Source organism: Porticoccaceae bacterium LTM1 (genome assembly GCA_030252795.1).
Classification (GTDB): domain Bacteria; phylum Pseudomonadota; class Gammaproteobacteria; order Pseudomonadales; family Porticoccaceae; genus SCSIO-12696.
The window spans coordinates 249,928-269,370 of record CP127080.1 but is presented as its reverse complement, the minus strand read 5'-3'; the positions used below and the strand labels follow the sequence as shown (position 1 = coordinate 269,370).

The 19,443-nt window shown below is 49.8% G+C and carries 14 protein-coding genes; 6 read left to right on the top strand and 8 right to left on the bottom strand.

Annotation, left to right across the window (positions count from 1 at the left end; all coding sequences use genetic code 11):
• Positions 1-63 precede the first annotated feature (63 nt).
• The 3 genes from QP938_01330 (at position 64) to QP938_01320 (ending at position 6,168) form a co-directional block, all read left to right on the top strand.
• Positions 64-3,543, top strand: a complete 3,480-nt coding sequence (locus QP938_01330; GenBank protein ID WIO74569.1) for a TonB-dependent receptor plug domain-containing protein — start codon at positions 64-66, stop codon at positions 3,541-3,543.
• A 67-nt stretch (positions 3,544-3,610) separates the two neighbouring features.
• Positions 3,611-4,813, top strand: a complete 1,203-nt coding sequence (locus QP938_01325) for a TlpA disulfide reductase family protein (GenBank protein ID WIO74568.1) — start codon at positions 3,611-3,613, stop codon at positions 4,811-4,813.
• A gap of 167 nt (positions 4,814-4,980) precedes the next feature.
• Positions 4,981-6,168 (top strand): TlpA disulfide reductase family protein, encoded by a 1,188-nt coding sequence (locus tag QP938_01320; GenBank protein ID WIO74567.1) that lies wholly within the window; start codon positions 4,981-4,983, stop codon positions 6,166-6,168.
• A 147-nt stretch (positions 6,169-6,315) separates the two neighbouring features.
• Here QP938_01320 and QP938_01315 read toward each other — a convergent pair whose 3' ends face one another.
• The 8 genes from QP938_01315 to QP938_01280 form a co-directional block, all read right to left on the bottom strand.
• Positions 6,316-6,759, bottom strand: a complete 444-nt coding sequence (locus QP938_01315) for a DCC1-like thiol-disulfide oxidoreductase family protein (protein ID WIO74566.1) — start codon at positions 6,757-6,759, stop codon at positions 6,316-6,318.
• Between the two features lie 306 nt (positions 6,760-7,065).
• The gene (katG, locus tag QP938_01310; GenBank protein ID WIO74565.1) at positions 7,066-9,216 is read right to left on the bottom strand and encodes a catalase/peroxidase HPI; all 2,151 of its coding nucleotides are present in this window, start codon (positions 9,214-9,216) and stop codon (positions 7,066-7,068) included.
• A 270-nt stretch (positions 9,217-9,486) separates the two neighbouring features.
• A complete protein-coding gene (locus QP938_01305) occupies positions 9,487-10,050 on the bottom strand; it encodes a hypothetical protein (protein ID WIO74564.1) in 564 nt (187 codons plus the stop codon).
• Between the two features lie 45 nt (positions 10,051-10,095).
• A complete protein-coding gene (locus tag QP938_01300) occupies positions 10,096-11,484 on the bottom strand; it encodes an SLC13 family permease (GenBank protein ID WIO74563.1) in 1,389 nt (462 codons plus the stop codon).
• Positions 11,485-11,506: 22 nt separating this feature from the next.
• Positions 11,507-11,842: a DUF2007 domain-containing protein gene (locus tag QP938_01295; protein WIO74562.1), complete on the bottom strand. Its 336-nt coding sequence runs from the start codon at positions 11,840-11,842 to the stop codon at positions 11,507-11,509.
• A gap of 60 nt (positions 11,843-11,902) precedes the next feature.
• Entirely contained in the window at positions 11,903-12,265 is a 363-nt protein-coding gene (locus tag QP938_01290; protein ID WIO74561.1) for a VanZ family protein, read from the bottom strand.
• Complete coding sequence (locus QP938_01285; protein WIO74560.1) at positions 12,265-12,999, bottom strand: nucleotidyltransferase family protein; 735 nt, start codon at positions 12,997-12,999, stop codon at positions 12,265-12,267. The genes QP938_01290 and QP938_01285 overlap by 1 nt, the downstream gene beginning before the upstream one ends.
• Before the next feature lie 74 nt (positions 13,000-13,073).
• Entirely contained in the window at positions 13,074-14,108 is a 1,035-nt protein-coding gene (locus tag QP938_01280) for a phosphotransferase (GenBank protein WIO74559.1), read from the bottom strand.
• A 245-nt stretch (positions 14,109-14,353) separates the two neighbouring features.
• Between QP938_01280 and QP938_01275 the strand changes: the two genes are divergently transcribed.
• From QP938_01275 to pdxA, 3 genes are read left to right on the top strand one after another with little or no spacing between them, the layout of a single operon-like run.
• Positions 14,354-17,089: an LPS-assembly protein LptD gene (locus tag QP938_01275; protein ID WIO74558.1), complete on the top strand. Its 2,736-nt coding sequence runs from the start codon at positions 14,354-14,356 to the stop codon at positions 17,087-17,089.
• A 1-nt stretch (position 17,090) separates the two neighbouring features.
• The gene (locus QP938_01270; protein WIO74557.1) at positions 17,091-18,410 is read left to right on the top strand and encodes a peptidylprolyl isomerase; all 1,320 of its coding nucleotides are present in this window, start codon (positions 17,091-17,093) and stop codon (positions 18,408-18,410) included.
• 12 nt (positions 18,411-18,422) lie between these two features.
• Positions 18,423-19,400 (top strand): 4-hydroxythreonine-4-phosphate dehydrogenase PdxA, encoded by a 978-nt coding sequence (gene pdxA, locus QP938_01265; GenBank protein ID WIO74556.1) that lies wholly within the window; start codon positions 18,423-18,425, stop codon positions 19,398-19,400.
• The last annotated feature ends 43 nt before the right edge of the window (positions 19,401-19,443 follow it).

Here is a 19,443-nt window from a genome sequence, read left to right as displayed (position 1 = left end):
CGTCTAGTTAATATCTCCGGTTTTTCGGAGTATGTAATCATCAATATTAGGGTAGGTGAATTCATGTACAAACAGAAAAAACTATTCCTGGGAATTGCGGCAGCAAGCTTACTGATGACCTCAGTCGCTTCTTACGCTGTCGATAAAAAATTTCCTATTGAAATTGACCAGATGAGCGCAGATCGTTCATTAATGGAACTGGCGAAAAGCACAGGCGTTCAAATTCTTCTTCCATCGAGCGAATCAAGAAATCTGATTCTTCCGCCTTTATCCGGAAGCTTCACGCTCAAAGAAGCACTTAACAAAATTCTTGATGGAACCAGCCTGCAATATAAATTCACTTCCGATACATCTATTGTCATTAGTGAAAAAACTGATGAAGGTAGCACCAAAGAAGAAGATAAAAATATTGAAGAAGTGGTAGTAACCGGCTCAAGATTGGTTACTGACCCGGGAAAGATGACCCGTCAGGTAGAGACTTTCAAGCGCGAAGAAATTGAAAGTAGCGGTGCTACCCGACTGGATGAATTTCTTCGTCAGCTTCCGCAAAACCTCAATGCGCCAACCAATATTGGCTCGGGGTTTCCAGATGCAGACACCGTTGAAGACTTCGGACTTGGCCTGAACGTTTTCGCTGGCAGCAGCGCCAATCTTCGCGGCCTTGGCTCACAGTACACATTGATTCTTATCAACGGTCGTCGCCCCCCTTCAGGTGGTCAGTTTGGTGGCATTACCGATATCAGTAATATTCCCATTGAACGTGTAGAGCGCATCGAAATTTTGTTTGATGGTGCCGCGGCTATTTACGGTGCTGATGCGGTAGGCGGTGTTATCAACATCATCACCAGCCGAGAGTATCAAGGCACAGATCTCAGCGTCACCTACAGCGAGACGGCAGCAGGTGGCGGTCAGCGCTTGAACTTTAACCTTGGTCACACTTTTCAGTGGGAAAGTGGATCAATGACTGCAAATGTAGGCCATCAATCCCAGGAAACCATTACCGGTGACCAGCGCGTAATTGGTTTTGCAGAAGAAGAGCAGCTGGCTCTGCCCCCTGCAACACCGGGTAACGTTAGAGCTTCTGAAGGCGGACCCATAATGTGGGTTCAGGACCTGAACAATGATGGCGACACCTTAGACCCGAATGAACGTCTGTCTGGTGGCTACCCGGTATTGGCCGATGTTTACAGCATCTACACCAGACGATGGGAAGAGCAGACCATTTATGTGGATCGGGAAGATCCGCTGGCAAGCTTTGGGCCACGTGTTAGACAAAATGCGAATACTGTATTGCCAGACCCAAATGACATTGTTGGCTATACACCTATTACAGAAGCGCAATTACCAGAATACGCCGGCCAAGCTGTTAGTCTTTATGACATCCCGGAGCCAGGTGTGATCGGCAATAGCGAACATATCTTCTTTGAGGGTCGCTCTCTCAGCCCGGAAGACAAAACTTATAACGTTGGTTTTGATTTGGATCAGGAATTGGGCAGTGACCTCAAATTATCGCTTTCCGCAGACTATTCAAAAACCAACAAAACCAGCTTGACCAGTAGTCCCTCTACGTTTGGTTCTATTCGTGCCGATTCTGAATCAAACCCTTTCAACGTGGACTTTCGTTACGGATTTCGTAATAACTTCCCTCAAGAAATTCAGTACGTTGATCAGAATGCAGTGTCATTAAGTGGCCAGTTAGACTGGAGCATAAATGACAATTGGACCGCTGTACTTGGCTTTGGTGTCGGCGAAGGTAAAAACACGTCAACTACACTGAATCGTCCTCGCATTACTCCTTCAGCAGCTACTTACATACCTAATCTGTCCGATCTGTTTAACGGTTATGCTGATCTGATTTCTTTCGACCCTGAAACACGGACATATATTGTTGAGCGCGTCGATCTAGATACGGACTTTAACGACCCGAATCTGGGTTATGACAACCTTGATGCCCTATTGGCAGACATTACACCTGCATTTACCACCACAAATGACAGCCGATCAAGAGACATTGATCTAAGCCTGCGTGGCACCCTGTTTAGCCTGCCAGCCGGTGATGTGAGAAGCCACTTCAGCATTGCGCATCGCATGCAGGAAAACGAAATTACAAACAACAATATTTTCTTCAAAACGGCTTTGCTGCAGGGCGATGCCTACAGCACCATGACAGAAACAGAATACAGTGAAAAGTATGGCTCTAAAGCGAATTCTGTAGCGGGTGAGTTGTCAGCACCACTGGTGAGCGAAGACATGAATGTGCCCTTTGTGAAAGACCTTCTGTTCAGCGCAAGTGCACGCTATGAAGAGTACGGCAATGTTGAAGACAAGGGTTTAAACTGGGCAAGCGGCCTTAACTGGCAGATTAACGACTGGATGACGGTTCGCTATAACAAAACTTATAGCCTGAAGGTTCCAGAGGCAGTTCGCTCTGCACGTGAGCAAGTCATACAACGCAGCCCAAGTTACCTGGTTTACAACTCCATCTATGACTCTCGTTATGACTCTGTCGTAAGAGATCAGATCTGGAGCATCCGGGGTGGCTCTGACCACCTGGAATCGGAAAGAAACTACGGCTCTGTACTTGGCTTCATCTTTCGACCGACGTTTGTTGATGGCTTGAATATTCAAGTAAACCTGACTGAGTCTGCTACTTATGACCAGATTGGCTCACCAAACATCAACCGCAAGCTGACTTATGATGCCCTGCTTCCAGAAAACGTAGCAAACAATCCACTGATACGTTATGCAGACCCCGAAAACAACCCAGAGGATGCTTTTGTATTTACAGCCCCTGGACGTGATGGCGTTCCTGTTTACTATGAAGCAATGCCGGGTGACCTTATCTTTGACAAGCGTGTATTTAATATCGGCAACACCTTTAACCGTGGTGCTGATATGCGAGTCAACTATAACTTTACTACCGACTTTGGTGATTGGTTAATTACCTGGCGCCACCAGTATCTGGACACAAATGAGATTGTTCAATCCAACATTTGTGACAAAGGTGCCCAATGTGACTACGACAGCCCATTTGGCCAGAATTTTGACGAAAATTTCAATAAGCCAATTGATACTGTCGACACTGTTAGTCGCTTGAATTTTCCAAACACAGTGCCACTGCCCAGAAACTCCGGATCACTTCGTTTGAACTGGGATTACAAAGGGTTGAACGTTAACCTGCAAGGAAACTATCGGGAAGAGACAACTATCATCCAAAGACCCGTGCCTGCATCCGGAAACTTGAACAACTGGGACGAAGGCGAACCGCTTAACCTTTACGCGGAAACCACCAAGCCGGCACAGTCTGTAAATATGAGAGTTAGCTACGACTTTGCCAATGGCAGCCTGTTCGACTCACCCAGCTGGCTGGACAGCACACAAATTGCTTTCACGGTAGACAGCATTTGGAAGAGTGACCGCGAAGTAGAAACATACTACATTCGCACCGACTATGATCAGGAGCTTAGACGCCAGGAGATCAACAGATACAGCTTTGATGTTCGTGGCCGAGCCTTTTCATTAAAAATCAACACTCGTTTTTAAGATTTACTGGTAAATTTTAGGGGCTACTTATGTAGCCCCGTTTTTCATAGTTTGAGAGGGAAAGGACATGTTCAAAAAATTAATAGTCTGCGCTGGCTTATTACTAGCCGCTGTCGCCTGCAACAGTGACAACACAAACGCAGAAGAGATGGACCCAATATCCTTAACGGCATACAACCAGATTCTGGAATATCAGAAGTATGTCTTTACCCAAGCAGAAAAAATGAAGGGTGCCGACCAGACCTATAAAGACACCTGGAAAGTAATGAAACCCAAAGTGGACAAATGGACCTCCGAGTATGCAGGTAAAGTTGACCTGAAACAGCATCAATGGCTTGAGTGGTGGGCCATTACTGTAAGCAAAAAAACTCTGGAAAATCCTGCCGAACTAATGAAAAAGAGCTTTGAAAATTTCCTGAGAACATACAAAGGGAAGTTCCCCAACACTCTACCTAACAAGTACGACAGCAAATTAGCAAACCCGGTAAAACACTACGTACTCGGCCATGCCTTTCAAGACCTTTCCGAGAACAAAGATCTTGATCGTTTCAACATGTACATAAACTATTACCTCAATGAGCCTGGGTTCGCATTTGATTTTTACTACATCTTTTTACAAAAAGTGGCCAGCACCGAATCCAGCGAAAACTGGAATGTTGAAGAACTGAAAGGTCAGATAATTGCGGCTGCAGAAAAATATGGAAACTTCACGCCCAAGCTGATTGAAACCCTTAAAAGCTACAATGCCGATGGAAGCAATCCTGTCATAGGCGTTCAGGGCAAATCTTTCGTACCTTTCAGTGGACCGGATCTGGACGGAAACACTATTTCTGTTTCTGACTATAAAGGCAAAGTGTTACTGGTTGACTTCTGGGCGACCTGGTGTGGCCCTTGCATGAAAAAAGTCCCAGAACTTGTTGCGCTCCATAACAAATATCGTGACCAGGGATTTGAAATATTAGGTGTATCTGGTGACTATGAAGATGAAATCGATAACGTTATCAGCACCGTGGAAGAAAATGGCATGTCATGGCCAAACATCTATGACAATGGAGTCAAAGAAGCGCAGACTCTTAACGACGTGAGCTATATACCCTACACCATCCTTCTAGATAAAACAGGTAAAGCACGCTACTTTGATCTGCATGGTGAAAGGCTGGCTGGCAAGATTGAGGAGTTACTGGCAGAAACGGAGGAACAGGCTAATAACGCAAAGTCGGAGCAAAAGCAGGAACGAACAGACAGACGCTCAACAAGGACCGACAGATAACCCTCCCATTCGGGAATCTTGATTAGCAGCTATTCACTATGGCACCAATTGCTGCAGCCTTCACATTGAAGTCTGCAGCCATCACAAAGCGCCATTTTACACAGCATTAACATTCAACTGGATTTGATAAGGGGCTCACCCCCTTTCCAGACAAAGAGGAAAAGGCAGTGATCAAAATACTTGTAGCTTTTTTTAGTTTATTTTTTGCCACCGTTACTTTTGGCAATGAAACCTCTGCCACCGCAGAAATGGACCCAACATCCTTAACAGCATACAACCAGATAAAGGAATATCGGGCTTATATCGACTCTAAAGCCCCAAAAATGAAGGGAGCTGACCAGCTCTATAAAGATACCTGGAAATTAATGCAGCCAAAGATTAAAAAGTGGGTATCCGATTATGCTGGAAAAGTTGACCTTAAGCAGCATCAATGGCTTGAATGGTGGGCCATTTCAGTATGCAAAAAAACGCTGGAAAACCCCGCAAAAATGTATACCGAGAGCTTCGAAAAGTATCTTGTTAGTTACAAAGGAAAATTCCCGGGAGCTCACAGACGTGGTGCGGATAAAAAATTAACACGCACTACCACTAATTTTGTCGGCTATGCATTTAAAGATCTTTCCGAAAAGAAAGAACTTAATAGATTCAACACCTATATGGAATACTTCTTTAACGAGCCAAAAATCCCATTTGATCTATACCACAATTTCTTAAAGGAAATTGCCAAAACCGAATCAAGCGAAAACTGGAATGTTGAAGACCTGAAAAGCCAGATAATTGCGGCTGCAGAAAAATACGGAAACTTCACCCCCAGACTGATAGATACACTTAAAAACCATACCAACGACAGCAACAACACCGCCATTGGGGTTCAAGGAAAGTCCTTTGTCCCGTTCAGTGGGCCAGATTTAAATGGAAACACTATTTCTGTAACAGACTTTCGCGGCAAAGTATTACTGATAGATTTTTGGGCCACCTGGTGCGCCCCATGCATGAAGAAAGTACCGGAGCTGGTTGGCCTGTATGACAAATATCGAGATCAAGGATTAGAAATCCTTGGCGTATCCGGCGACTATGAAGGCGAAATCGAAAACGTCGCCAGCACCGTCGAAGATAAAGGCATGGAATGGCCGCAAATTTACGATAATGGCATGCAGGAAGCGCAAACCCTCAACTCTGTGAGAGCCATACCGTACATCATCCTTCTGGATAAAGGCGGAAACGCCCGCTACTTCAACTTGCATGGTGAAGATCTCGAGAAGAAAATTGAGGAATTGCTGGCTGAGACTGAAGATCAGGCAAAGCAACAACAAAGTGCATCTGAAAATCGCAGCACTTCAAAACGCAGATTCTGATTTTTCTGTGAAGAGTTAAGGTTTAAGTTTAACCCTTGAATACCATAATTTTGGTATTTCGGCGCTGCGGCAATCGCCCAGCGCCTTTTTTATTACTTAATCCCGGCAAGTCGCCTTGAGCACTGTGATGACAAAACCAGCAAAGCATCACATGAATCTTCTAGTTTTTGATTTACTTAAATATCTGGATTCATGGTCCACATCTGGCATCAAACAATATTTATTTCTACCAAACAACTCATATCGGTTTAGAGCAATACGATCGTAGAGCCAGTCTCGCAGCGACTTAGGCATGATCCAAAACACCGAAAACATCGGCCAGGGAAATGGCAATAGTGACATGACTTTAAGGAAAGCCGCCGACTGAACGTAGAGTTTTCCACCTTCCAGATACACCATTGTTTCGTAGGTATCCTGAGGCAGCCCGTAGAATGTCAATATTTCCCTACCTACGCCAGACTGAACCGTTGCCAATTTGATTTTACGATGGCGATCAAACCTGATCAGAAACTTCGCCCAACCGGAACATAGTTTGCAAACGCCATCGAACAAAACGACCTTGTCTCCCTCATTTATATTTGGTGCTCTCATAACTTCTAACCCTGAATCCTTTCAATTTTTCGGTTCCACTCGAATTGACGATTTTAGCCCGCATGAAGCAACGCGCAATGCGGGAAACCCATACCCTGTATTACGTTATCACTTCATACAGGCTACAAATACAACCCTCATTCGTGTCATCACGAGCGCAGTGAAGTTCAATCTCTGTTTTCCCGTGCTTGTTAGATCCTTCGCTGCGCTCAGGATGACAAAGACTTTTTTCATATAACCTGTAACTTTTATTTAATACAAACCCCGCGCCGATTTAAGATCGACACGAGGTCTGCAACCAGATTATCAAGCCAAATCAAACCGATCCGCATTCATCACCTTTGTCCACGCAGTAACAAAGTCGTGCACAAACTTCTCCTTGTTATCGTCCTGCGCATAAACTTCTGCGTAGGCACGGAGAATTGAATTGGAACCGAACACCAGATCCACTCGGGTCGCGGTCCACTTGGTGTTGCCGGTGGCGCGCTCGCGGATTTCGTATAGGTTGTTGTCAGTTGGCACCCACTGGTATGCCATATCGGTGAGGTTCACAAAGAAATCATTACTCAGCACCCCTTCGCGGTCGGTAAATACCCCGTGTTTGGTTCCACCGTGGTTGGTGCCCAATACTCGCATACCGCCCACCAGCGCAGTCATTTCCGGGGCGGTGAGACCCATCAGTTGGGTACGATCGAGCAGCATCTCTTCGGCGCTGACAGCGTAATCGGCTTTCAGCCAGTTGCGATAACCGTCGTGTAATGGTTCCATCACCTCGAACGACTCAACATCGGTCATCTCTTCTGTGGCGTCTCCACGGCCCGGTGCAAAAGGTACGTTTATATTCACACCCGCAGCTTTGGCGGCTTGCTCAACTCCGACATTACCCGCCAGCACAATCACATCTGCGACACTGACACCGCTCTCAGCAGCAATTGGCTCCAACACCGAAAGTACTTTGCTCAGGCGTTCAGGCTCATTTCCAGGCCAATCCTTTTGCGGATCAAGGCGAATACGTGCGCCATTGGCACCGCCGCGCATATCGGAGCCGCGGAATGTTCGAGCGCTATCCCAGGCAGTCGCGACCATCTCGCTGATACTCAAACCACTGGCAGCGATTCTGCCTTTCACCGCTTTCACATCGTAGTCACTGCAGCCAGCTGGAACCGCATCCTGCCAGATCAGATCTTCATTGGGCACATCCGGGCCTATATAGCGCACCTTTGGCCCCATATCGCGGTGGGTTAACTTAAACCAGGCGCGGGCAAACACTTCAGAGAAATATTCCGGGTCCTTGTAAAAGCGTTCAGAGATTTTCCGATACTCAGGGTCCATCTTCATAGCCATATCAGCATCGGTCATGATCGGGTTGTGGCGCTCCGATGGGTCTTCAACATCAACGGTTTTATCCTCTTCCTTAATACCGACCGGCTCCCACTGCCATGCCCCGGCAGGGCTCTTACGGGATTCCCACTCATGGTTAAGCAGTAAATGGAAATAACCGTTGTCCCATTTAGTGGGATGAGTCGTCCACGCACCTTCCAGACCACTGGTAACAGTATCGCGACCTACACTGCGCTTGCCGTGATTCATCCAGCCAAAGCCTTGCTCTTCAATGCCCGCCCCTTCGGGGTCAGGTCCCAGCAGGGTGGCATCACCATTTCCATGAGCCTTACCCACAGTGTGGCCACCAGCGGTAAGGGCTACGGTTTCCTCGTCATTCATTGCCATACGGGCAAAGGTTACCCGTACATCATGGGCCGTTTTCAGTGGATCCGGCTTGCCATTTACACCCTCAGGGTTAACGTAAATCAGCCCCATCACCACCGCCGCCAGCGGATTTTCCAGACTCTCGCGGTTGTCGTCGCTGTCGTAGCGGGCAGAGGTCAACCACTCTTTCTCGGATCCCCAGTAGGTGTCTTTTTCGGGATGCCAGATATCCGGGCGACCAAAACCGAAGCCAAAGGTTTTCAACCCCATGGATTCATAGGCTATGGTGCCTGCATAAGCGATCAGATCTGCCCAGCTGAGCTTGTTGCCATATTTCTTCTTGATCGGCCACAGCAGACGACGCGCTTTATCAAGGTTGGCGTTATCAGGCCAGGAATTGAGCGGTGCAAAGCGCTGGTTGCCGGTACCGGCACCACCGCGACCATCGGCGGTACGGTAGGAACCCGCCGCGTGCCAGGTCATACGAATCATCAAGCCGCCGTAGTGCCCCCAGTCCGCCGGCCACCATTCCTGACTGTCAGTCATCAGGGCGATCAGGTCTTTTTTGAGGGCGGCGAAGTCGAGTTTCTTAACCTCTTCGCGATAATTGAAGTCCGCACCCAGCGGATTAGTTTTGGCATCGTGCTGATGGAGAATGTCGAGATTGAGGGTTTTGGGCCACCACTTCATCACGGACTGACTACTCTCTGTGATCGCTCCGTGCATAACCGGGCATTTGCCTGAAGACATTGAAAACCTCCTGTTTGAATTTGAAAGGCCATGCAGCCAGCACAGCCTGTGAATTGCTCACTTCAAACTATTGATCATGGAGGGCGATTTGTACAATCGGCTGTGACTAATGGGTTGGTAGGTTTTTTCTATGGCCAAGATGATGCCAAAGCGACGAAATGCATATGGCCATACTTCTGTCCCTATTAAAGTTTAGAGAGCACAGCGCCAAAAAACTGAAGAACAAAATAAATCGCCAGTCAATTCTACAAGCTCTTTTTCCTACATGCACTACCTATTAGCTCTTGCCTTATTAGCAAAACCTTTGGCACAGCCCGGCAACTTGACAGCTAAAAGAATAAGGCTATATATAAATGAGCTTAAAAATAACGAAACAAGCAGGAGAATAATACCTGCAATATCAATAAAAGCCTCCATACCACCTGAATAGCTTTCAAAAAACATATTTATATTTCGCACATTCCCCGAAAGATACGAATTAAAATAGACGGCCGCTTTCAATATCCAGAAACCCATAATCAATAATAGCGAAGATATTATCAAAGGCTTCCACGGATGTTGCTTAGCAGAAAGTTCCTTAGCAACGAGAGCCACAAAAATTAAAAAAGACACACTCAGAACAAGAAAAAAGACTCCAAGACCGCCAATCAAAATCAAACTGAAAAACCACAAATCTTTTGCAAAACCCCAATATATCACCCCAAAAAATTCAACTTCCTCAGAGAGTAGTACAAGATATACTCCAGCAAGGGCAATCAAAAATAACAATGCCACAGGAAGCATCATGAGGCCTTCTCTTGCCTCTTTTTTTCTCGCCTCATCTATTGAATCCATACTTACACTCTGTCCCCAATTCCGTTAGACAATATCCTTTGAAGCTCAGATCATCACCACACAAACCACAGTAATAATCACCGCACCAATCAAATTCAACACAAACCCTTCCCGCACCATATCTTCCACCCTCACTTTGCCGGAGCCATAAATAATGGCATTAGGTGCGGTGGCGACGGGGAGCATAAAGGCGCAGCTGGCGGACATGGCGGCGGGCAGCATGATCAGTGCCGGTTCGATATTGTTACTGACCGCAGCTGCAGCGAGGATAGGCATCAGCAGTGTGGTGGTAGCGGTGTTGCTGGTAATCTCAGTGAGGAAGGTCACCCCCAGGGCAACACAGAGTACCAATAGCACTGTGGGCAGGGTGGCAAGCCCGGCAAGCTGGTTGCCGATGGCTTCGGACAGGCCGGTTTCTCCAAAGGCTTTGGCAATAACCAGCCCTCCGGCAAACAGCAGCAATACGCCCCACTGTATCTGGCTGGCGTATTCCCAGTTAAGCAGCTTGCCACCTTTGCCATCAGGCAATACACAGAGTACTACCACAGCAAGTAATGCCACCGAAGCGTAGTTGGCGGTGGGCAGGTTGAACCAGGTGGTCCATCCGCCGAAGGGCTCTTTTAAGGTGGCCCATGCCAGTGCGGTAATACCAAATACCACCAGCACACGAATTTCTTCTTTTCGCCATGCACCCTGTTGCGGCACATGAAGTTCAGCAGCGTGACCGAGTTTGCGGGTCAGCCAGATTGCGGCCAGCGGAATAAAGATAACCACTACCGGCATCGCCCACTGCATCCAGCCGACAAAAGTCGGTTCGATACCGCTGGCCATGCGGTAATTTTCCAGAAATATCACATTTGGCGGGGTGCCGATCAATGTGCCCAAGCCACCAATGCTTGAGGCATAAGCGATACCCAGCAGCAAGGGCACGGCGAGTTTCTGGGTGGTGGCTTTTTCCGGTGCGCTATCCAGTACCGCCAGCGCCACCGGCAACAACATAAGCGTGGTGGCAGTATTGGAGATCCACATACTTAACAACGCAGCGGCAGACATAAAGCCGAGCACCAGCATACGCGGGCTGCCACCCCCAAATAGATTGACCATGCCCAGTGCTACACGGCGGTGGGCGCCACTTTTTTCCATGGCTTTGGAAAGCATGGCGCCGCCCATCAGCAACAGAATTAAATAGTGACCGTAAGCAGCGGCGACTTGTTTGCCGTCGAGTATGCCCAGCAGCGGAAAAGCACCGATAGGAATTAACGAGGTGGCAGGAATGGGTATGGGCTCGAAGATCCACCAAATGGCACAAAGTACTGTGAGTGCAGCGGTGAGGTAAGCCTCTCGCGACCAACCGTATTCGGCCATGGTAAAGCCAATAATTAATGCCAGTATCGGGCCTACATAAAGTGCCAGTCCGCGCAGTTTTTCAGTCATGATTTAAAAAATTTATTTTTATTTATTCGGGAATTAAGTGGTCAGGCAGTTCCAGCTCGCCATTTTTATATTGTTCGAGAAGATGCAGTGCTTTTGGCACTTGCAATGGATCAACTGCAAGTTTAATCAACCCAAAGGCAGGCAACTCGCCAGCGCCGCCGGTCAGATCGCCACCTATCACCTCTACTTCTATTCCATGCTGTTCCATCAATCCTTTGATCAGGTGCGCGTCAACAAAATGTTCGGCTTGGTAAATAACAATCACAGCAGCCCCTCGCGAACTTACTCCTACGCCCTGCTTGTAGGGTGTGCAGACACGCTGTAAATACATCCGTGTAAGCTCTTCTGCGGCATCCATGCCGCAGACGGTCTGCACACCCTACAAGCAGGACTCAACTATCCACCGAGTTTGGAAACCCTATCCGATTTTTATGGTTCTTTTATAAAAGCTCACCGCCAGCACCCCCAAACCAATACCACTGATATTAGCGGCAAGATCCAGCAGCTCCGCTTCGCGATAACCACCAATCCCTTGTAACACTTCAATGGCAATACCGTAAATCAGCAGGCCAATCGCCAGCCTTAAAAACCATGAAGAGCGCATAAAGGCAAATGCCACCCAGCCGCAAAGGTACAGATAAATGTAGGCGGCGGCGTGAAGAACCTTGTCCTGAAAGGGAAACAGCATACTGCCGCCCGACGTGGGCCGCAGTGCCATATAAGTAATAACGATCAGCGACAGCCAGAACAGCATTCGCCACAGTGCGGGACGTGTCAGCATCAGGCAATAGCGCCGCCAGCTCTAATCTTTCCCAGCATGTCGGGGTTTACCTCGCGCCCAGTTAACAATGTGTCCAGCGCGCACAAACGTTCTACAGTACCGATATCCCACCATTTGCCGGTAAACAGTTCGCCACTGGCGTAGCCACCTTCAATACTTTTAACCAGTACATCGCGAATGGCGAACTTTTTACTGGCGGATGGATACAGAGCAAAGATCTCCGGGCGCATTACACTGATACCACTAAAGGTGTGGGCATCGCCACCATCGGGGTAGCTGATAATGCCCTGTTCGCTAAGCTGAAAGTCGCCTTTGGGGTGGTGCTCCGGATTAGGCACCAGCACAAGGTGCACCTCGATATCGTCGGACCAGTTGCGGTTGACCAGGGTTTCCAGCGGGTAGTCGGTCCAGACATCACCGTTTACCACCAGAAATGGGTCTCCACCGAGCAGCGGCAGTGCGTTGCGAATACCACCACCGGTTTCCAGTGGTTCGTCTTCACGTGAAAACTGCACATTTACTCCAAAGCGGGAGCCGTCTCCAACGAAAGATTCAACCTGATCGCCGAGCCAGGAGGTATTGATCACCAGTTCGCGCACACCAGCTTTGGCCAGTCGTTCGATATGGTATTGGATCAATGGCTTGTCGCCGACTTTGAGAAGTGGCTTGGGGGTTGTTTCAGTCAGTGGTCTGAGGCGCTCGCCGAAACCGGCGGCCAGAATCATTGCTTTCATTACTCTACTCCCTCCAAGGGCCTGTAATCCCTAATTGAATATTTGGGACTAAAGGCCATTTTATTATTAGCAGGTCATTCCCCTGCTGTTTGCCAGTCGCTGTACCAACCCTGTTGCGGTAGTACCGGCAGAATTCTTTTGTGTAGCCACTGGTTAAACGCCTCAAGTTCCGGGTATTCGGCGGTTACTTCCAGCGTGTAACGCAATACCAGCGGCAGGTCATTCAAATAGCGAGGCTTGCCGTCACGCAACCAGAGACGGGCAAAGATTCCCAGCACCTTGATATGGCGCTGCAATCCCATCAGGTCAAACCAGCGGATAAACTGCTTTTCATCGACCTCAGCCAAAAGGCCGGCTGTGGCAAGGTTGTCGGCGTAGTTCAACGCCCGTTTGCGCACCCAGTCCCGGGGCCAGCGGACATAACAGTCCTTGAGCAGCGACACCAGGTCGTAGGTGATGGGTCCGATCACACCATCCTGAAAATCGATCACCCCCACATCGCCATCTGACAGTACCATCAAATTGCGACAATGGTAATCACGATGTACGACCCGTTGCGGCTGTTCGGTGGCGTTAACAGTGAGTAGCTCAAAGGTGTCGTCAAGCAGCTTGCGCTCTTCCGGCATCAGTTCCAGCCCGAGCAGCTGGTTAATAAACCACTCAGGAAACAGCCCCATCTCCTGTTGCAACAGGGTGCGGTTGTAATTGGCAAAGACATCCTTTGGCGGGGTCATCTGCTGAATTGATAGCAGGCTCTGCTCTGCGGCGTCGTAAAGTTTGCCTGCGGTGCTGGAAGCGATATGGTGGGAGTAGAGGTCGTCACCAAAGTCCTCCAGCAGCATAAAACCGTTCTGGTAGTCCACCGCATATACCCTGGGGGTATGCACACCACCAGCACGCAGGGCCAGTGCCTTGCTGACAAAGGCGGGGTTATTTTCCTGGGTGGGGGGCGCCAGTACCGCCATCATGGACGGCTGGGTGTTGAGGCGAAAGTAGCGACGAAAACCGGCATCGCCATCCAACGGAGACAGGCCAAGCGGCTCGGGCAGTGCCACACTTACCGGCAAATAATCCTGCAACCAGTCCTGTAGCGCTGCGGTATCCGGCATGTTGGCCTCATCATTATTCTGTAAAAGGCAGATGATTCTAACTGAATCTGAGCAAATATGCGTATCCCACAATTTTGCTATATAAAACACGGCTTGCCAGCAGCTCAGAAGATTACGCGACCCAGTGCTCGAAACTGGTGCGACTTGCGCTACAATGGCCGTTTAAATGTCGGGCACAGAACCTCGACCCAGTCATTCGATAGCCGCACGGGACAGCCCCCGGCAACACTGGACAACACAAAAACATGTCGAATCGGATATTTCACACTCCACTCTACCGGGCCCTGAAAACCCATCTCACCTTGCTTGCCGCTGGTGCATTGGCTCTGCCAGCTGCCGCAGATGAACCATCCCGCAAAGTCTGGGAAACCAAAATTGGCCCGGATGGCAAGTGGATCTATATCGAGAAAGAAGTAAAAGGCCGCCAGTATGCGCGCCCCAGGCATCAGCGCCCGACGACACTGGCAGAGAGCGATACCAGCAAGCCGGTTTTATTAGATCCTAATATGCTGGACTGGGTATCGGAAGAGTCGCTGACCGAAGAACAGAAAAAGCAGATGGGTGATGGCTGCTGTGGCATGTATGTCCCACCTGAAGCGGAAGGGGAAGAGGCCAATGTTGAGCCCGAATTGGCGCAGCTGTTTGGCGAAGCGGACAATGTTGACGGCAGCGATGACGTTTACACTTACAGCGGCAATGTTGTGGTTTCGCAAGGCTACCGTCGCCTGACGGCCGGCACCGCAACCCTGGACAAGAAAAACAACGTTGCCGACCTGAGTGGTGGAGTTGAATTGCGCGAGCCCGGCCTGCTGATGAAAGGCGATCGGGTGCAGCTGCAAGGAGATGGCAAGGCCGCCCAGATTGAAAACGCCACCTTTGTATTCCAGAACACCAATGTGCGCGGCACCGCTGCTGAACTGGAGCGCTCTCCGGACAACCACTACAAAGCTGAAGATGCCACCTATACCAGCTGCCCGCCGGACAGCAATGCGTGGATCCTGAAAACGTCCGAGATTGATATCGACGCCGACGAGAATGTAGCCACCGCAAAACATGTACGGGTAAACGTTAAAGACATACCGATCATCTACATTCCCTGGCTGCAATTTCCAGTGGGCGGGGTTCGTAAAACCGGGGTGCTTTACCCCAATATCGAACTGGGCGAACGCAATGGCCTGGATTTCGCGCTGCCAATCTATTTAAATCTGGCACCAAACTACGACGCCACCCTGACTCCCAGGTATATTTCCGAACGCGGCTATATGCTATCGACGGAGTTTCGCCACCTCTCTGACTGGAGCTATACAGAGCTGACAGCAACCAGCCTGAAAGATGATGATGGCGGTGATCGCACGGATATTGATCCAAATCTGGAAGACACAACCGGCAAAGACCGCTGGTTGCGCAAACTGTTACATCATGGCAAATACAACGGCTTTACCACCCAGGTGGACTACACCAAGATCAGCGACAATCTTTATTTTCGCGACCTCGGCAACACCACTCTGGAGGTAAATGCCCAGACTCACTTGAAGCAACAGGCACAACTGGGCTACAGCCTCAGCAACTGGCAACTGAATCTGCAAAGCACCCAGTACCAGACTATCTTTGAAAACCCGGAGCGTCGGGTGCAAAAGCCTTACAAGCAGTTGCCACGTTTTGACGCCAACGGCGACTATCGCTGGGATAACGGCCTGAACCTCAGCCTGGAACAGCACGCAGTGGTGTTTGATCACGATGATGATGACAACCCCACTATTCTCCCACCCAACGGATTCAGTACTGATGTGAACAACACTTACATCACTGGTAGTCGGGGACGACTGGACTGGACACTAAACTGGGACCAGCGCTGGGAGTGGGGCTTTTTGGATACCGGCCTGATCGCTCGCCACCTGACCTACCAGCTGGATGATGCTGTATTGGGCCAAACGGATGAGACCCCTGAGGTGAGCGTACCGGTTGGCTACCTGGATACCGGATTGGTTCTGGAGCGCAACACTACTCTGCTGAGCGGCTTTACCCAGACTCTCGAGCCACGCATCAAACTGCTGTACGCCGACTTTGAAGACCAGCGCGAGCTGCCCAACTTTGACACCACCGACCAGACCTTCAGCTACAACTCTCTGTGGCGTGATGATCGGTTCAGTGGATCGGACCGTATTGGCGACACCCAACAGGCAAGCTTTGGTATTACCACTCGCCTTCTGGACGACACTTCCGGCGCTGAATGGCTGCGCTTTGGTGTTGGCCAGATCTTCTATTTTGAAGACCGTCGCGTAAGCCTCAACCCGCTGCTGACACCGGAAGTTATCGCGAACCCGATGCTGCTGGACACCAATAATGACGGCATGATTTCTGCCGCCGATGACAACCTGACTACCGGTAATATCAGTCGAACATTCGCAGAGCTGGATCGCCTGACCCGCGACAGCTCGCCTATTGCCGCTGACCTTAAGGTTAAGCTCAGCAAGCACTGGCAGTTACTCACCGACGCGACCTGGGATGATTCGTCCCAGCGCATGGATCGCGGCAGTTTTGCCCTGCGATACAACAATAACGACGACACTATCGTCAACCTCGGCTACCGCTTTACCCGCCAGAGCTCAAGGGTAACTGACCTGTTCAACACCAGCACCAGCATCAACCTGCAGGAAGATATTGAACAGGCAGACATCTCCACTGTGCTGCCGCTGTATGGCAACCTGAGCCTGATCAGCCGCTGGAATTACGACTTTACCAACAAAAGGGATCTGGAGAGCTTTGCCGGTGTCGAATACGATAGCTGTTGCTGGCGAGTCAGTGCGGTATGGCGTCGCTGGATTGATCGCGACGACTTGCGCCTGAGCCCCTCCGATGACCTGAAGGACGATCAGGGCATCTTCTTCCAGATCGAATTAAAAGGTCTGGCCGGCACCAGCGGTAAACTGAAAAGCATCCTCAGCGAAGGAATTTATGGTTATCAGAACGATGAGAAATAATATGAAGCAGACTGTAGTTCGTACCCTTTCCCGCACAGCCTGCCTGTTGGGCGCCTCTCTTCTGGCCATTAGCGCCGAAGTTTCCATGGCCGAAGAGGTCGAACTGGATCGCGTGGTCGCCATTGTCGGTGAAGACGTGGTGATGAAAACCGAACTGGATCAGCGCCTTGCATCGATTTATATGCGCGCTCAAGCCGCCAACCAACCTATGCCGCCAAGAGATGAACTGGCCAAGCAGGTTTTGGAAAGGCTGATTGACGAGAGACTGCAACTGGGTCTTGCAGAGCGTAACAACATGCAGGTCTCTGATGCCCAGATCAATGCGACCTTGCAGGATATTGCAGCCCGTCAGGGACTGACATTTGAACAGTTTGTCGAGCAGGCACACGCCAATGGCGAAAACCTGGCTGACCTGCGCCGACAGATCAGCAACGAAATTAAAATCAATTACGTTCAGGAAGGCGCGGTAAAACAAAATATTCCGGTATCGCTGCAGGAAATCACTAACTTCCTGGAGTCAGAAGAAGGCCAATTCTGGAAGTCACCGCAGCTTCAATTGGGGCATATTCAATTGAACCTTTCTGCTGGCGCTCCCAAGGATGAGGTTGCACGCGTAATGGCCCGCGCAAATACCATGCGTTCTGAGTTGATGGAAGGTGGCGACTTCAAGCAGATGGCATTGACCCAATCCGCAGGTCAAACTGCCCTGCAAGGCGGCGACCTCGGCTGGCGAAGCACTGTAGAGCTGCCTCTTGATATGGCCAATGCTGTTAAAGACCTTCAACCCGGTGAGATTTCAGAGCCCATTCGCAATGACGCCGGCGTTCACCTTCTAAAGGTTTATGACCGTAAGGGCGGTCAGCAGCAACTGATTCTCAAAGAATATGATGTTCGCCATATCCTGGTGAAAACCAACGAAATTCGTGACGACGAAGCGGCCTACAACCAGCTGATGAAAGTGCGAGAAGACCTTCTCTCCGGGGAAAGCGAGAAGGATTTCGCAGCTTACGCCAAAGAGCTGTCTGAAGACCCTGGTTCAAAACTCAGTGGCGGAGAGCTCGGCTGGAATATTCCGGATCGATTTGTTCCCGAATTCGGACAGATGATGCAATCCGTGGAAGTGGGTGAAATCAGCTTCCCGTTCCACACTGAGCACGGCTGGCACATCCTTCAGGTAAGTGAAGTACGAGATCAGGATTTCAGTGGCAATGTGCTCAACAACAGGGCCCGCGAGATTCTTGTTGACCGCAAGTTTGAAGAAGAGTTGTCCATCTGGCTGCAACAGCAGCGCGACAACACCTTCATTGAGATCAAACTGTAAGCAGACTCAACCATGACCTTAAGGCTGGCATTAACGCCGGGTGAGCCCGCCGGGATCGGCCCCGACCTGGCGGTTATGCTGGCCCAGCAAGGCTCCCCCCACGAAATAGTCGTCTTTGCGGACCCACAGCTGCTTCAGCAGCGGGCTGCAAAGCTGGGTCTCGCTCTTACACTGCGTCCATTAAGTACCGAACCAAGACCCCTCTCTCCCGGCGAGCTGGCCATTCACCCGGTCGCTTTGCAAACCCATAGCGAACCAGGAAAGCTGGCAACGGCTAATGCCCGTTATGTGCTGGATTGCCTGAAGCAGGCTGTTGAACACTGCCAATCGGGTTACTGCCAGGCAATGATTACCGGCCCGGTTCACAAGGGGGTGATCAATGAAGCAGGTATACCCTTTTCAGGCCACACTGAATTTCTCGCAGACAAAACCGCCACTTCGCAAGTGGTAATGATGTTGGCAACCCAGTCACTGCGCGTAGCATTGGCCACCACACATCTGCCACTTCGAGATGTTGCCGATGCCATTAATGCACCGCTGCTGGAACGTGTTATCACCATTTTGCACAGCGACCTGCAAAAGAAATTCGGGATATCGAATCCTCGCATTTTGGTGGCAGGGTTAAATCCCCATGCCGGTGAAGGTGGGCATCTGGGCCGCGAAGAGATCGAAATTATCGAGCCCGTTCTGGATCAGTTACGTAAGAAGGGGTTGAAGCTTGAGGGGCCTCTGCCTGCCGACACACTGTTTACCCCCAAGTACCTCTCCGAGGCCGATGCGGTGTTGGCGATGTATCACGATCAAGGTTTGCCGGTACTCAAATACCAGGGTTTTGGCAGAGCAGTGAATGTCACCCTTGGCCTGCCGATTATTCGCACTTCGGTTGACCACGGCACGGCACTCGACCTGGCAGGAACCGGCAAAGCCGACTGCGGCAGCCTGCAGACTGCGATAGAATACGCCGCAACTATGGCACAAAGCGCTGGTTGATTAATTCAGCCAGCCCATGTCACTCTTTCAATTTCAGATTTTT

What these genes read in the sequence shown, in the direction of transcription:
- QP938_01330 (WIO74569.1), top strand. Translation starts at nt 64, where the DNA reads ATGTACAAACAGAAAAAACTATTCCTGGGAATTGCGGCAGCAAGCTTA.
- QP938_01325 (WIO74568.1), top strand. Translation starts at nt 3,611, where the DNA reads ATGTTCAAAAAATTAATAGTCTGCGCTGGCTTATTACTAGCCGCTGTC.
- QP938_01315 (WIO74566.1), bottom strand. Translation starts at nt 6,759, where the DNA reads ATGAGAGCACCAAATATAAATGAGGGAGACAAGGTCGTTTTGTTCGAT.
- katG (WIO74565.1), bottom strand. Translation starts at nt 9,216, where the DNA reads ATGTCTTCAGGCAAATGCCCGGTTATGCACGGAGCGATCACAGAGAGT.
- QP938_01305 (WIO74564.1), bottom strand. Translation starts at nt 10,050, where the DNA reads ATGGATTCAATAGATGAGGCGAGAAAAAAAGAGGCAAGAGAAGGCCTC.
- QP938_01300 (WIO74563.1), bottom strand. Translation starts at nt 11,484, where the DNA reads ATGACTGAAAAACTGCGCGGACTGGCACTTTATGTAGGCCCGATACTG.
- QP938_01295 (WIO74562.1), bottom strand. Translation starts at nt 11,842, where the DNA reads ATGGATGCCGCAGAAGAGCTTACACGGATGTATTTACAGCGTGTCTGC.
- QP938_01290 (WIO74561.1), bottom strand. Translation starts at nt 12,265, where the DNA reads ATGCTGACACGTCCCGCACTGTGGCGAATGCTGTTCTGGCTGTCGCTG.
- QP938_01285 (WIO74560.1), bottom strand. Translation starts at nt 12,999, where the DNA reads ATGAAAGCAATGATTCTGGCCGCCGGTTTCGGCGAGCGCCTCAGACCA.
- QP938_01280 (WIO74559.1), bottom strand. Translation starts at nt 14,108, where the DNA reads ATGCCGGATACCGCAGCGCTACAGGACTGGTTGCAGGATTATTTGCCG.
- QP938_01275 (WIO74558.1), top strand. Translation starts at nt 14,354, where the DNA reads ATGTCGAATCGGATATTTCACACTCCACTCTACCGGGCCCTGAAAACC.
- QP938_01270 (WIO74557.1), top strand. Translation starts at nt 17,091, where the DNA reads ATGAAGCAGACTGTAGTTCGTACCCTTTCCCGCACAGCCTGCCTGTTG.
- pdxA (WIO74556.1), top strand. Translation starts at nt 18,423, where the DNA reads ATGACCTTAAGGCTGGCATTAACGCCGGGTGAGCCCGCCGGGATCGGC.